General features: G+C 67.5%; 11 protein-coding genes. 7 read left to right on the top strand and 4 right to left on the bottom strand.

What is annotated here, in order from left to right; translation table 11 throughout:
* Window positions 1-64: 64 nt before the first annotated feature.
* The 3 genes from ACTTAG_RS17865 to ACTTAG_RS17855 form a co-directional block, all read right to left on the bottom strand.
* The gene (locus tag ACTTAG_RS17865; RefSeq protein WP_444463529.1) at window positions 65-1405 is read right to left on the bottom strand and encodes a TolC family protein; all 1341 of its coding nucleotides are present in this window, start codon (window positions 1403-1405) and stop codon (window positions 65-67) included.
* Window positions 1406-1415: 10 nt separating this feature from the next.
* The gene (locus tag ACTTAG_RS17860; RefSeq protein WP_444463528.1) at window positions 1416-4580 is read right to left on the bottom strand and encodes an Ig-like domain-containing protein; all 3165 of its coding nucleotides are present in this window, start codon (window positions 4578-4580) and stop codon (window positions 1416-1418) included.
* Between the two features lie 157 nt (window positions 4581-4737).
* Window positions 4738-5181: an NUDIX hydrolase gene (locus tag ACTTAG_RS17855; RefSeq protein ID WP_444463527.1), complete on the bottom strand. Its 444-nt coding sequence runs from the start codon at window positions 5179-5181 to the stop codon at window positions 4738-4740.
* A gap of 93 nt (window positions 5182-5274) precedes the next feature.
* Here ACTTAG_RS17855 and hslO point away from each other — a divergent pair, with 93 nt between their 5' ends.
* From hslO to ACTTAG_RS17825, 6 genes are all read left to right on the top strand, one after another.
* Window positions 5275-6288: an Hsp33 family molecular chaperone HslO gene (hslO, locus tag ACTTAG_RS17850; RefSeq protein WP_444463526.1), complete on the top strand. Its 1014-nt coding sequence runs from the start codon at window positions 5275-5277 to the stop codon at window positions 6286-6288.
* The gene (locus ACTTAG_RS17845; RefSeq protein ID WP_444463525.1) at window positions 6281-6874 is read left to right on the top strand and encodes an NUDIX hydrolase; all 594 of its coding nucleotides are present in this window, start codon (window positions 6281-6283) and stop codon (window positions 6872-6874) included. Before hslO ends, ACTTAG_RS17845 begins: the two co-directional genes overlap by 8 nt.
* On the top strand, window positions 6871-8025 hold the full coding sequence (locus tag ACTTAG_RS17840; RefSeq protein ID WP_444463524.1) for a CCA tRNA nucleotidyltransferase: 1155 nt from the start codon (window positions 6871-6873) through the stop codon (window positions 8023-8025). Before ACTTAG_RS17845 ends, ACTTAG_RS17840 begins: the two co-directional genes overlap by 4 nt.
* A 50-nt stretch (window positions 8026-8075) precedes the next feature.
* Window positions 8076-9926 (top strand): ABC transporter ATP-binding protein, encoded by a 1851-nt coding sequence (locus tag ACTTAG_RS17835; RefSeq protein ID WP_444463523.1) that lies wholly within the window; start codon window positions 8076-8078, stop codon window positions 9924-9926.
* Between the two features lie 51 nt (window positions 9927-9977).
* On the top strand, window positions 9978-11201 hold the full coding sequence (locus tag ACTTAG_RS17830) for a class I SAM-dependent RNA methyltransferase (RefSeq protein WP_444463522.1): 1224 nt from the start codon (window positions 9978-9980) through the stop codon (window positions 11199-11201).
* A gap of 81 nt (window positions 11202-11282) precedes the next feature.
* On the top strand, window positions 11283-11786 hold the full coding sequence (locus ACTTAG_RS17825) for a L,D-transpeptidase family protein (RefSeq protein WP_444463521.1): 504 nt from the start codon (window positions 11283-11285) through the stop codon (window positions 11784-11786).
* Between the two features lie 63 nt (window positions 11787-11849).
* On the opposite strand, the gene ACTTAG_RS17820 is transcribed toward ACTTAG_RS17825, so the two are convergent.
* On the bottom strand, window positions 11850-12359 hold the full coding sequence (locus ACTTAG_RS17820) for a CAP domain-containing protein (protein ID WP_444463520.1): 510 nt from the start codon (window positions 12357-12359) through the stop codon (window positions 11850-11852).
* A gap of 161 nt (window positions 12360-12520) precedes the next feature.
* On the opposite strand from ACTTAG_RS17820, the gene ACTTAG_RS17815 reads away from it, so the two are divergent.
* Complete coding sequence (locus tag ACTTAG_RS17815; RefSeq protein ID WP_444463519.1) at window positions 12521-13132, top strand: L,D-transpeptidase; 612 nt, start codon at window positions 12521-12523, stop codon at window positions 13130-13132.
* Window positions 13133-13152 lie beyond the last annotated feature (20 nt).

Here is a 13152-nt window from a genome sequence, read left to right as displayed (position 1 = left end):
CGCTGACACGGGCCGCGTTCAGATCGAAGGCTATCACCCGGTCTGCCAAACCCCCCACACCTTGTCAGATACTGCTGCCGTCCACCAATATCCCGTGTTTGCGTGCGATTTCCAGCTTTATCAGCGCGATGTCGTATTTCAGACCCGCCTGGGCATGGGCCATCTGCGCATAGCTTTCATACATGTTCACCAGATCCATCAGCGACCGCCGCCCCATCCGGTATTGCTCGGTGAACATGTCAAGTCCGGCGCCGGTTTCGGCCACCACGGCCCCGTCGCGGGCTTCCTTGGCTTCAAGCGCGGCAATCTTCGCGCGCAGCGACGCCACCTCCTGCGTGTCGGCCTGTTCGGCCCGCGCCACCCGCGCCGCCGCCGCCTCGCGCGCGGCGTCGACCGCTTCGAGCTGCGCCTTGGTGCCGAAGCCCAGCATCTGGTCGATGCCGACCGTCAGCCCGACATCGGTCTCGGTGCTGCCCACCCGCGCCTCGGCGCCCAGCCTGGGCAGATGCCCGGCCCGGCGGATCCGCGCCTCGGCCTCGGCCCGCGTCGCCTCGGCGCGCGATTTCGTCACCGTCAGCGCCCCGGGCAGCGGCTCTGGCAGGGCCAGGTCGTTCATCCCCGCAAGCCCGTCGAGCGGCGCCGCGGTCATCGCGCGCAGCTGCGCCATCGCCGCCGCCGCGGTGTCGCGGTCGGCCTGCGCCATCGCCCGCATCTCGGAGAGCTTTTGCGCCAGCACCCGCGCCTCGGTGCCGTCCGACAGCCCGCCTTCGACGCGGATCTGCATGATCGCGTTGAAATCATTCAGCTTCGCCGCAGAGCGATCCGCCACCGCCGCCTGATCGCGGGCCTTCAGCGCATTGACATAGGCCTTGAGCCCCTCGGCCACGGTGTCGTTCATCTCGGCCGAAAGCGACACCGCCGCCACTTCGACATCGGCCGCCGCCGCCTCGCGCTCGGCCCGTTTCGCGCCATTGTCCCACAGCGCCTGGCTGATCAGCAGCTCGGCCGCCAGATCGCCCAGCCGCGTCAGGCTGAGGCTGGGCCCGATCTGCGGCAGCCAGTTCTTCGAGGTCGCCTGCGCCGTCAGCCGTGCCACGCGCAGCTCCGCCTTGGCGGTGCCCTTGGCGTCGCGCAGCACCGCCTCGGCCACCTGCGCATAGGCGCCCGAGGCCGGCAGAACCGAAACCCGGCCCGACAGATTGGCGATGATCGCGGATGTCTCGGCCGTCGTCCCGGGCTTGCCCGCGACCAAAGCCGCCGTCGCCGGCGAGAAGGCCGAGCGACCGACAGGGAAGGGGGTCCCCTCCATGCAGCCGCTCGCCATCATCGCAATCAGTGCCGCCGCCGACGTCCGGGCCACGGGGAAGGCCCGGAGAAGCGGCGCGAAGCTGCCTTTCCGGGTCATCGGGGCACCGTCAGATCGTGACGTTGGTGATCGAGTCGTCGATCAGGATGCGGCTGCCCTCGTCGCCCAGCGTGTAGATGCTGTAGCTGTGGCCATCCACCGTCGCGGTTTGTCCGGTATCGCTTGCCCCCAGCGCGGTGATGCGGTCATTGGCATCGCCGCGGATGATCAGGTCGTTGTCGCCCCCGGTCAGGGACTGCAGCTGATCGGCGGTGATCGTCAGATTGACCGCGGCGTGATGCAGGTCGATCGAGGCGAAGTCGAATTGCGTCAACCCGCTGTTGGTCAGATCCATCGTCACGCTGCCGTTCGGGCTGACCACCATCAGCGTCGAGGCCTCGTTGCCCGCGGTGTCGCTGTCGGTGACCACAAGGAATTGCCCGTCCGGCACCCGGTTGAAGCTGTAGTAGTCGTCGCCGCTGCCGGAGCTGATCGGGGCGGCATCGCGCAGCACCGTCACCGTGCCATCCGCCGCCACGGTTTCGATCACGTAATGATCGCCCTCGCTGACATCGGCATAAAGGCCGCGGGTGCCGTTGCCATTGTTGGTGACGTCGCCGATCACCGGCGCATCCGGGGCCGAGAGGTCATAGGTGAAGCTGCCCGAGGCCGTCGCGGTGTTCTGCGCCGCATCTGTCGCCAGCGCGGTATAGCCCATCGAGCCGGAGCCGCCGGGCAGATCCGCCGCGGTGAAGGTCGCGGTCCAGCTGCCGTCGCCATTCGCGGTGACGGTTTCGGTGGCGCCATTCGCCAGCGTCACGGTGACCGTCGAGCCCGGCTCGACCGTGCCCGAGATCGCAAACCCGGCCCGGGCCTCGGCGATGTTCACCGTGCCGTCGGCGGTGACCGCGGCATTGGTGGTGAAGTTGCGCACCAGCGGATCGACGTCGATCAGGCTCGTCTGCGTCGCGGTGTTGCCATAGGGATCGGTGGCGTTCACCACCAGCTGGACGTTGTTGGTCTCGGTCGTCGGCAGATCGGCGGCCGGGATCGTGGCCGACCAGGTGCCGTCGGAATTCACGGCCGCCGTGACGATCCGGCCCGGGGCCAGCTGCACGGTGACGGTGGACCCGGCTTCGACGGTGCCTTCGATCAGCAGCCCGCCCGCGGCCTCGGCGCCGTTCACCACGCCATCGGTGCCGGGGGTGTCGGTCCAGTGCGACAGCGGCGCGACTTCGGTGTCCACATCAATCAGATGCGTCGCCGTGGCGGTGTTGCCCGCAAGGTCGGTCGCGGTGACGGTGGCGGTCCCGGTATAGGTGCCCGCGGCATATTCCGTCGCGCTGAAAGAGGCCGTCCAGCGGCCATTCGCATCGGCGGTCACGCTGCGGGTGCCGGTGCCGAATTCGACCACGACCGAGGCGCCCGCCTCGGCGCTGCCGGTCAGCACCAGATCGCCCGCGGCCCGTTCGGCCCGGGTCACCAGATCGTCCCCGCCCGCCAGATTGCCATCGACGCCGACGGTGGTTTCGGTATCGACCACCAGCGTGTCGGTCAGCGTGGTGACGTTGCCGTGGATGTCGGTCGCGGTGACCACCATGCCCTCGGTATAGGTGCCGTCCGGCAATTCGCTGGTCGGGAAGGTCACGGCCCAGGCGCCGTTTCCGCCGACGGTGACGGAATGTTCGTGGCCGTCGATGTTGACGGTGACCGTCGCCCCGGGTTCGCTGGTGCCGCGAATGGTGATGCCATTGGCATATTCGGACGCGTTTTCAACGTCTCCGGTCGATTGCGCGCCCTCGGTGACGGTCACCGGCGGACGGGTCATGTCGATCAGATAATCGGGCCCGTCAAGGTTGTAGACGGTACCGCCCGGCGCCGTGACGACGACGCTTGACGAATAATCGCCATCCGCGGGGAAGGTCGAGCCGGTGAAGGTCACCGACCAGATGCCGCTGCCGCCAACGGTGGCGGTCATGGTTTCCCCGCCCAGCGTCACCACCACGGTCGAGCCCGGCTGCGCCGTCCCCGAAACCACCGCTTCCGCTTCGGTATTGGTGGTCAGCGTGGCAGGATCGCGCGGATCGACGGTCGGCGTCGGGTCCGTGGGTTCGGTCGGGTCCGTGGGATCGGTCGGCCCGGTGGGGTCGGTCGGCCCGGTGGGGTCGGTCGGGTCCGTGGGATCGGTCGGCCCGGTGGGGTCGGTCGGCCCGGTGGGGTCGGTCGGCCCGGTGGGATCGGTCGGCCCGGTGGGATCGGTCGGCCCGGTGGGATCGGTCGGCCCGGTGGGATCGGTCGGCCCGGTGGGATCGGTCGGCCCGGTGGGATCGGTCGGCCCAGTGGGATCGGTCGGCCCGGTGGGATCGGTCGGTCCGGTGGGATCGGTCGGTCCGGTGGGGTCGGTCGGTCCGGTGGGATCGGTCGGCCCTGTGGGATCGGTCGGCCCTGTGGGATCGGTCGGCCCGGTGGGATCGGTCGGCCCTGTGGGATCGGTCGGCCCTGTGGGATCGGTCGGCCCGGTGGGATCGGTCGGCCCGGTGGGATCGGTCGGTCCGGTGGGATCGGTCGGTCCGGTGGGGTCGGTCGGTCCGGTGGGATCGGTCGGTCCGGTGGGGTCGGTCGGTCCGGTGGGATCGGTCGGTCCGGTGGGATCGGTCGGCCCGGTGGGATCGGTCGGCCCGGTGGGATCAGTCGGCCCAGTGGGATCGGTCGGAGTGGTGGGGTCGCCACCGCCATCGCCGCCGCTCAGGCCCAGACCGGCCAGACCGGCCGCGGCCCAGCCCAGCGGGCCCAGCGCAAGCGCGGCGGGGGCAAAGGCCGCCATGCCGGTGACGTCATCCCCGTCCGGGCCAAGGATCTCGTCGCCGTCCAGGAAGGCCAGTTGCTCGTTCGGGCTCCATTTGCCCATCACCTCGGGGGCGCCGTAATCGGCATAGGCCACACCGTTGCCGCCGTCATCCAGCGTCACCGGGGTCAGTTCGCCATGCGAGGAGATGTAAAGTTCGCCGCGGGCCGGGTAAAATCCCGACAGCGTGATGGTGCGCCCGTCGACCAGCATGATCTGCAGATCATCGCCATCCCGCATGTATTTGAGAATGCTGGTCTTGTTGAGGTTCAGCGAAATCTCGTCGCCCGCGCCGACCTGAATGAAATCGCTTGCGCCCTCACCGGCGACCAAGCCACGAGAAACGCCGCCCATGGTATCACGGACGGCAAAGTCGACAGACTTCACCATTGTACTGCTCCGCCTCGAACATGATCCGGCTCTTGTGGCCGGCTGTTAACTGCTGCCTTTCGAATAACTCAAAATTGACACAATGACTAGCGATAAGTATTAACGCCGGGTCAATTTGGGGTTGCAACTGCCCTGAGATGCAGGATTTCTGCAACAGTCAGACGAGGCTGCGCAGGGCCCCCGCCAGAAAGTGACGGTCGCCCGCATTCGTCAGCGCGTCGAGCGCATCGGGGCCCGACATCCAATGCGCCAGATGTCCGGGCTCGGTCGGCGGCCCATGACGCAGCGCCGGACGCGCCAGATAGACGTGACAGATCTTCTCGGCCCACAGGTCGTATTCCGGCATGAAGGTGAAGCGCCGATAGGCCCCCAGCCGCCGATGCCCGGTGATCGACCAGCCGGTTTCCTCGAACACCTCGCGGTTCAGCGCCGTCAGCGGGCCCTCGCCGGGGTCGATGCCGCCGCCGGGCAGCTGGAATTCGGGCACCGGCTCGGCCTGATGCGTCAGCAGGATCTGCCCGCCCCGCATCAGCACCGCATAGGCCCCCGGCCGCTGTCTGTAACGCTGCCCCGTCACCACGCGTTCGCCAAACCGCCGCATTTTCGCACATCCTCTGTTGGGGGAACCGGTTGCCCCGCCTATATAGGCACGATATGCCAGCCCAAGGGCTGCTCGAAAACCCCCGGGAACCAGATGACACCGCTTTCGCAAATCGCCTGGGACGATACCGTCCTGCCGTTTCAACTTGACCGCGCGGATGTGCGCGGCCGCATCGCCCGCCTCGATGGCGTGCTGGAAGACGTGCTGCGCCAGCACGATTATCCCGCCGTGGTCGAGGGGCTGGTGGCGGAAATCGCCCTGCTGACGGCGCTGATCGGGCAGACGATGAAGCTGCGCTGGAAGCTGTCGCTGCAGGTGCGCGGCAAGGGTCCGATCCGGATTCTGGCCACCGATTTCTATGCGCCCGAAACCGAGGGCGGCGCCGCCCGCATCCGCGCCTGGGCCAGTTTCGATCCGGCGCGGCTGGAGGAAACCGCCGATCCCTTCGGCCAGATCGGCGAGGGATATATGGCGGTGATGATTGATCAGGGCGAGGGCAACCTGCCCTATCAGGGCTTCACGCCGATCGCGGGCGGGTCACTTTCGGCCTGTGCCGAGACCTATTTTGCCCAGTCCGAACAGCTGCCGACGCGGTTTCAGCTGGCTTACGGCCGCTCGACCGAGCGCGGTCAGGCGGAACATTGGCGGGCGGGCGGGGTGATGCTGCAGATGATGCCCGCCTCGCCCGGGGCGGCGCGCGAAGGTTCGGGGGAAGGTGGCCTTTTGCGCCACACCGACATCCTGTCGGGCGCGGCGGACGAGAACTGGACCCGGGTCAACGTGCTTCTGGACACGGTCGAGGAAATGGAACTGACCGGCCCCACGGTCGGGCTGACCAATCTGCTGGTGCGGCTCTTCAACGAGGAGGTGCCGCGGGTCTATGATCCGGTGCCGGTGCGCTTTGGCTGCACCTGCTCGGAGGATCGGGTGCGCACCAGCCTGTCGATCTATTCGGCGCGGGACATCCGGCACATGACGACGGCGGAGAACACCGTGACCGCCGATTGCCAGTTCTGCGGGGCGCATTACGTTTTCGATCCGCTGACGCTCGGCTTCGAGGCCAAGCGGAACCCCGATGGCAGCCCGAAAGAGGCGGCGGATGGCTGACGGTTTCGCCCCGCTCCTTGCCGCCCTGGCAAGGCCGGGGCGGCCCTCGTCGGACCATGATCTGAACCCCGGGACCGATCTGCCCGCGGGCCGCGTGCTGCGCCCGGCGGGGGTGCTGGTCGTCTTCGAGGATACCCCCGAAGGGCTGCGGCTTTACCTGACCAAGCGCGCCTCGCATCTGCGCCACCATCCCGGGCAGATCGCCTTTCCGGGTGGCAAGGTCGAGCCGGGCGACGCGGACCCGGTGGCGGCGGCCCTGCGCGAGGCCGAGGAGGAAATCGGTCTGCCCTGCGGCCAGGTCGAGATCCTTGGCGTGCTGGACCCGCATGAAACGGTGACCGGCTTTCTGGTCACGCCGGTTCTGGCGCGGCTGACCGCGCCCTTTACCCCGCGCCCCGACCCGTCCGAGGTCGACGAGGTCTTCACCATCCCCCTGTCGCATCTCGCATCGAGCCGGTTCAGGGTCGAAAGCCGTCGCTGGCGCGGAAGGATGCGGTCCTATTACGTCATGCCCCACGGCCCCTATTACATCTGGGGCGCCACCGCGCGGATGCTGCGGGCGCTGACCGACCGGATGGGCCGATGAAGATCGCGGGCGACTGGCTTTCGGCGGGCCATGTGCAGAAGGTGCTGGCGATGCTGGCGGGCGGCGGGCATCAGGCGCTTCTGGTCGGCGGCTGCGTGCGCAATGCGGCTCTGGTCCAGCCGGTTGCCGATATCGACATTGCCACCGATGCCATGCCCGAACGGGTGGTGGCGCTGGCGAAAGCTGCCGGGCTGAAGCCGGTGCCGACGGGGATCGAGCATGGCACGGTGACGGTCGTTGCCGATCATGTCGGCCACGAGGTCACCACCTTTCGCCGCGATGTCGAGACCTTTGGCCGTCATGCCACCGTCGCCTTTTCGACCGATATCCACGACGACGCCGCGCGGCGCGATTTCACCATGAACGCGCTTTATGCGACGGCCGATGGCACGGTGCTGGACCCTTTGGGCGAGGGGCTCGCCGATCTTGCCGCCCGACGGCTGCGCTTTGTCGGCGATCCGGCGCAACGCATCACCGAGGATTATCTGCGCATCCTGCGCTTCTTCCGCTTCACCGCCTGGTATGGCGACCCCGACCACGGCATGGATGCCGAAGGTCTGGCCGCCTGCGCCGCGTTTTCAGTCGGAATAGAGACGCTTTCGCGCGAACGCATCGGCCATGAGATGCGCAAGCTGCTGTCCGCGCCCGACCCCGCGCCCGCCGTGGCGGCGATGCAGTCCAGCGGCGTGCTGGCGCAGGTTCTGCCCGGGGCCGAGGCGCGGTTTCTGGCGCCGCTCGTGCATCTGGAAGGCTCTGTTGTGCCTGATCCGCTGCGCCGTCTGGCCTGTCTGGGCGGCGAAGACCCGGCCGAGCGGCTCAGGCTGTCGAAAACCGAGGCCCGGCGGCTGGAACGTCTGCGCGAGGCTTTGGGCGATCCGGGCGCCGACGCCGAACTGGGCTATCGTTACGGCGCCGAAACGGGCCGCGATGCGCTTCTGATCCGCGGCGCCGCTCTTGGTCAGGATATCCCCGAATCCAGCCGGAACAGGGTCGCATTCGGCGCCGCGCAGCGCTTTCCGGTGACGGCTGTCGATCTGATGCCCGCGCTTGCCGGACCGGCCCTTGGCGCGAAACTGAAAGAGCTGGAACGCCGCTGGATCGCCTCGGGCTTTTCGCTTTCGCGTGAGGCGCTGCTTGCCGCGGACGGCTGAGCTTTCCCTTTCGCGCTTGCCCGCTATATTCGAAGGCGAAAGGATTTCCGATGATTGACGCCTTCCTGCCTGCCGAGGGCCCGCCGCCCTCGCGACTGATCCCGTTTCTGCGCTGGTGCATCAAGGGCGCCTGGCCCACCGTCTGGATTGCCGGGGCGGCCTCGGCGCTGGCGGGCTCGATGGAGGTGGGGGCGGCCTGGCTTCTGGGGCTTGTCATCGACTCTGTCGTCGGCGCCGATCCGGCCACCTATGCCAGCCAGCATCTGTGGCTGCTTCTTGCCTTTGTCGTCTTTTATCTGGTGATCCGGCCGGGGGCCTTTGGGCTTTCGACCTGGACGACGAACATGCTGGTGGCGCCGAATGTGATGCCGCAGGTGCTGTCGCGGCTGCACCGCTGGACCATGGGCCATTCGGTCACCTTCTTCGACAATGATTTCGCCGGGCGCATCGCGCAAAAGCAGATGCAAACCGCCCGGGCCGTCACCGATGTCGTCGCCGAAATCATCGGCACGGTGTTCTTCGCGCTCGCCTCGATCATCGGATCGGTGGTGCTTTTGGCCGGAATAGACACCTGGGGGGCGCTCGCGCTGGCGCTTTGGCTGGTGTTCTATCTGCTTCTGATCCGGGCCTTCCTGCCGCATGTGCGGGGCCGCTCGAAAGCCCGTGCCTCGGCCCGGGCGATGGTCTCGGGGCAGGTCGTCGACACGATCACCAACATCAAGACGGTGAAGCTTTTCGCCCATGCCGAGCATGAAGACCGCGTCGCCCTGGGCGCGATGGAAGGCTATCGCAGTGCCACCAGGCGGTTCGGCGTCACCTCCACCTGGTATCGGCTGAGCCAGATCACCTTTTCGGGCCTGTTGCCGATCCTTCTGGTCGGCGGCGCGATGCTGATGTGGCGCAAGGGCGCCGCGACGCCGGGCGACATTGCCGCCGCGGGCGCCGTGGCCATGCGCATCGCGCAGATGTCGGGCTGGGTGTCGCAATCGCTGATGGCGCTCTGGTCGAACATCGGCGAGGTCGAGGACGGCATGCGCACCCTGACCCCCGCCCATGCGATCACCGACGCGCAGGGCGCGCATGTGCTGGGCCGGGTGCAGGGCGAGGTCCGGTTTGAGGGCGTCAGCTTCGCCTATGGCCGCGAAAAGGGCGGCATTGACGGGGTGGATCTGACGATCAAACCGGGGGAGCGGATCGGCATCGTCGGCGCCTCGGGGGCGGGGAAATCGACGCTCGTGTCGCTGCTCTTGCGGCTCTATGACACCGAAAAGGGCGCGGTGACGATTGATGGCACCGACCTGCGTGCGGTGACGCAGGAAAGCCTGCGCCGCAATATCGGGATGGTCACGCAGGAAACCGCGATGTTCAACCGCTCGGCGCGGGAGAACATTCTTTATGGCCGCCCCGATGCGACCGAGGCCGAGATGATCGCCGCGGCGCAGGCGGCCGAGGCGCATGACTTCATCCTTGGCCTTGTCGATCACACCGGCAAGACCGGCTACGAGGCGGCCTTGGGCGAGCGTGGCGTGAAACTGTCGGGCGGGCAGCGGCAGCGGATCGCGCTGGCGCGGGCGTTTTTGAAGAATGCCCCCATTCTGGTGCTGGACGAGGCGACCTCGGCGCTTGACAGCGAGGTCGAGGCGGCCATTCAAAAGGCGCTTCGTCGGGTGATGGAGGGCAAGACCGTGCTGGCCATCGCGCACCGGCTTTCGACGATTGCGGAAATGGACCGGATCGTCGTGCTGGATCAGGGCCGGATCGTCGAAGAGGGCAGCCATGCCGAGCTTCTGGCGCAGAACGGGCTTTATGCGCGCTATTGGAACCGGCAGTCGGGCGGCTTCCTTGGCACCGAGGAGGAAGAGGCCGAAGAGCCGCTTCCTGGCGTCGAGGCCGCGCAATAGGCTTGGCGGGGCGGGGCCCATCGGCTAAGCGGGGCCGAAAGGAGCCCGCCCATGTCCCTCACCATCGACCGTCTGTCCCTGCTTGCCGATGGCGTCGCCCACGGGCTTGATGGCACCGTGCATGTGGCGATGGCGCTGCCGGGCGAGGTGGTCGAAGGCACAGTCGAAAACGGCCGCATCGCCGCGCCGTCGATCCTCACGCCCTCGCCCGACCGGGTGAAGGCGCCCTGTCCGCACTACCGGGCCTGTGGCGGCTGTCTTTTGCAGCATGCCTCGGGAGCCTTCGTCGCGGGCTGGAAGGCGCAGGTGGTGGAAACCGCTTTGGCCGGGCGGGGGATTGCGGTGCGGGTGGCCCGGGTCGAAACCTCGCCCGAGTTTTCACGCCGCCGCGCCAGCTTTTCCGGACGGCGCACGAAGAAAGGGACGCTGGTCGGCTTTCATGCCCGCGCCTCGGATACGGTGGTCGAGGTGCCCCAATGCCGGATCCTGCGGCCGGAACTGCTGGCCGTGCTGCCCGCGCTGCAGGCGATGACGGCGGCGGGGGCCTCGCGCAAGGGCGAGATTTCCTTTGCGGTGACGCTGTCCGAAGCCGGGCTGGAGATCGCGGCCAGGGGCGGCAAGGAAATGGACCCCGCGCTGTTCCAGACCCTTGCGGGGCTGGCCGAGGCGCATGATTTCGCGCGGCTGAGCTGGGAGGCCGAGACCGTCGCCGCCCGCCGTCCTGCGCTGCAAAGCTTTGGCGCCGCCCGGGTCAATCCGCCGCCCGGGGCGTTCCTGCAGGCCACCGCCGCGGGCGAGGCGGCCCTGGTCGATTTCGTCCTGCACACGACCCGCGGCGCGGCGAGGATCGCCGATCTTTTCGCCGGTTGCGGCACCTTTGCCCTGCCGCTCGCCGCGACGGCCGAGGTGCATGCGGTTGAAGGCGAGGCCGCGATGCTGGCCGCGCTCGACAAGGGCTGGCGGCAGGCGCAGGGCCTCAAGCGTCTGACCCACGAGGCCCGCGATCTCTTTCGCCGCCCGCTTCTGCCCGACGAGATCGACCGGTTCGATGCCGTGGTGATCGACCCGCCGCGGGCGGGGGCCGAGGCGCAGGTGGCCGAGATTGCGGCGTCAAACCTGCGCAACCTGACCTATGTGTCCTGCAACCCGGTGACCTTTGCGCGGGATGCCGAAAAGCTGGCGCAGGCGGGTTTCGCGCTGGCTGAGGTGATCGTGGTCGATCAGTTCCGCTACTCGGCGCATATCGAGCTTGCGGCAAGCTTCCGGCGGACGTAAGGGCTTCGCGCCCGGCCTGCTTTCCGCTAGGATGGGCGCAACGATAACACCATCAGACTACCGGCAGCACACAGGCACGTCATGCACCGTCGCACGCTTCTTCTGGGGCTCTCCAGCCTCACCCTTCTGGCCGCTTGCGGCGGCGATTCCGCGAAATTCCGCAACTATTCCGGGCCCCGGATCACCCAGATCCAGGTGTTCAAGAAAAAACGGCGGATGTTCCTGTTCGCCGGCGACGATGTGGTGCGGAAATACAGGATCTCTCTGGGCGGAACCCCCGTCGGCCACAAACGCTTCGAGGGCGACGGCAAGACCCCCGAGGGGCTTTACTACATCACCCATCACAATCCGCGCTCGGCCTATCACCTGTCGCTCGGCGTGTCCTATCCGAATGCCGCAGATCGCGCCTTTGCCGAGGCGCAGGGCCGCAAGCCGGGCGGCGACATCATGATCCACGGTCAGGGGCGCAAGTATCGCGGCCGTCGCGATGACTGGACCGCGGGTTGCATCGCGGTGACCGATGCCGAGATCGAGGAGATCTTCGCCATGGTGCAAAACGACACGCCGATCTTCATCTTCCCCTGATCCGATCCCCGGACAGGCAAAAGGCCCCCGCGGGGGCCTTTTTCGTCTCTGCTGCCGCCGGGCTTACTGGCCGGTGACCATCGTCCACCAGATCTTGCCCGAGGGCTCCTGATACCAGGCGATGCCCATCTGCGTCGCCGCCGGGTTCAGGATCACGTCGCGGGTATCGGCCAGCGCCATCCAGGCGGACAGCGTCTCGGTCTCGGTCTCGTAGGTCTCCGAGATGTTCTCGCCCAGGAACTGCCCCGGAAAACCCGCCCGCGCCACGCGCTGCAGCGGCGAGGACCCGTCGGAGCCCCAGTGCCAGGGCCGGTTCTGGTCCGCCATGTCGCGGGAATGCTTTTCGGCCGCCAGCATCAGCGAGGGGTTGATCGTCAACGGCGCGGTGCCGCGGGCCGCGCGCAGGGTATTCACCGCTTCCAGCACGCGGATCGGGATTTCCTTCGCATCCCCCTTGGAGATGCGGTAAAGCTTCGGCAGCGGCTTGCCATCGGGTCCGACCTGTTCGCCGGAGGTGGTGCAGGCGGCCAGGGCAAGGCAGGCCGAAACAAGCAGGGCGGTTGCGCGGATCATGGGGGTTCCCTCGGATTTGAGCGGTGCCTTACACCGCCACGCCCCGCGGCGCAAACCCACAGTTGCGTGAAACGTCACAATGACGCCGGTTTGATTTGCACCTGCGGCGGAGCCGTCTTATGGAAACGCCCTGAAACGTTTACGCCCTACGGAGTTCCCCCATGTCGGATGCGCGCAAGATGCTCGACCGCCGTTCCTTCCTCGGCACCGCCGCATTTGCCGGGGCCTCGCTGGCCGCCCCCGCGGTCCTGGCCCAGGCGCTGCCCGATACCGGCCTTGAACAGCGCGAGGAAACCGCCAACACCAACATGCGCCGCAACATCTCGAGCTTCCGCGAGCTCGACTGGCGGCCGTATTTCTCGAACACAAAGAACGGCATCATCCTGGTCGACACGATTTCCCGGGCGCTGCATTTCTGGTCCGAGGATGAAACGATCTACAAGCTTTACCCGACCTCGGTGCCGGTCTCCGAAGACCTGACCCGCCGCGGCCGGACCGAGGTGATCCGCAAGGTGAAGAACCCGACCTGGTCGCCCACGCCCTCGATGAAGCAGCGCAACCCCGACTGGCCGGATTTCGTCGGTGCCGGGCCGGACAATCCGCTGGGCACGCGGGCGCTTTACCTCAGCTGGCAGTATTACCGCATCCACGGCACCCATGACACGCGCAAGATCGGCCGCAAGTCGTCGAACGGCTGCATCGGCCTGTTCAACCAGCATGTCGAGGAACTGTTCGAACTGGCGCAGGTCGGCACGCAGGTCGTGCTGATCTGAGACCCGGATCCCTGGCAAGC

Origin of the sequence: Rhodobacter capsulatus, assembly GCF_052363185.1 — a bacterium.
In the GTDB taxonomy this organism is placed as follows: domain Bacteria; phylum Pseudomonadota; class Alphaproteobacteria; order Rhodobacterales; family Rhodobacteraceae; genus Rhodobacter; species Rhodobacter capsulatus_E.
The sequence above is the reverse complement of the archived record's forward strand: the minus strand, read 5'-3'. Positions and strand labels throughout refer to the sequence as shown.

Bases quoted from the DNA above. Each gene is read 5' to 3' on its own strand.
- ACTTAG_RS17835 (WP_444463523.1), top strand. From the start codon at position 8,076: ATGATTGACGCCTTCCTGCCTGCCGAGGGCCCGCCGCCCTCGCGACTG.
- ACTTAG_RS17815 (WP_444463519.1), top strand. From the start codon at position 12,521: ATGTCGGATGCGCGCAAGATGCTCGACCGCCGTTCCTTCCTCGGCACC.
- hslO (WP_444463526.1), top strand. From the start codon at position 5,275: ATGACACCGCTTTCGCAAATCGCCTGGGACGATACCGTCCTGCCGTTT.
- ACTTAG_RS17830 (WP_444463522.1), top strand. From the start codon at position 9,978: ATGTCCCTCACCATCGACCGTCTGTCCCTGCTTGCCGATGGCGTCGCC.
- ACTTAG_RS17845 (WP_444463525.1), top strand. From the start codon at position 6,281: ATGGCTGACGGTTTCGCCCCGCTCCTTGCCGCCCTGGCAAGGCCGGGG.
- ACTTAG_RS17865 (WP_444463529.1), bottom strand. From the start codon at position 1,405: ATGACCCGGAAAGGCAGCTTCGCGCCGCTTCTCCGGGCCTTCCCCGTG.
- ACTTAG_RS17840 (WP_444463524.1), top strand. From the start codon at position 6,871: ATGAAGATCGCGGGCGACTGGCTTTCGGCGGGCCATGTGCAGAAGGTG.
- ACTTAG_RS17820 (WP_444463520.1), bottom strand. From the start codon at position 12,359: ATGATCCGCGCAACCGCCCTGCTTGTTTCGGCCTGCCTTGCCCTGGCC.
- ACTTAG_RS17860 (WP_444463528.1), bottom strand. From the start codon at position 4,580: ATGGTGAAGTCTGTCGACTTTGCCGTCCGTGATACCATGGGCGGCGTT.
- ACTTAG_RS17825 (WP_444463521.1), top strand. From the start codon at position 11,283: ATGCACCGTCGCACGCTTCTTCTGGGGCTCTCCAGCCTCACCCTTCTG.
- ACTTAG_RS17855 (WP_444463527.1), bottom strand. From the start codon at position 5,181: ATGCGGCGGTTTGGCGAACGCGTGGTGACGGGGCAGCGTTACAGACAG.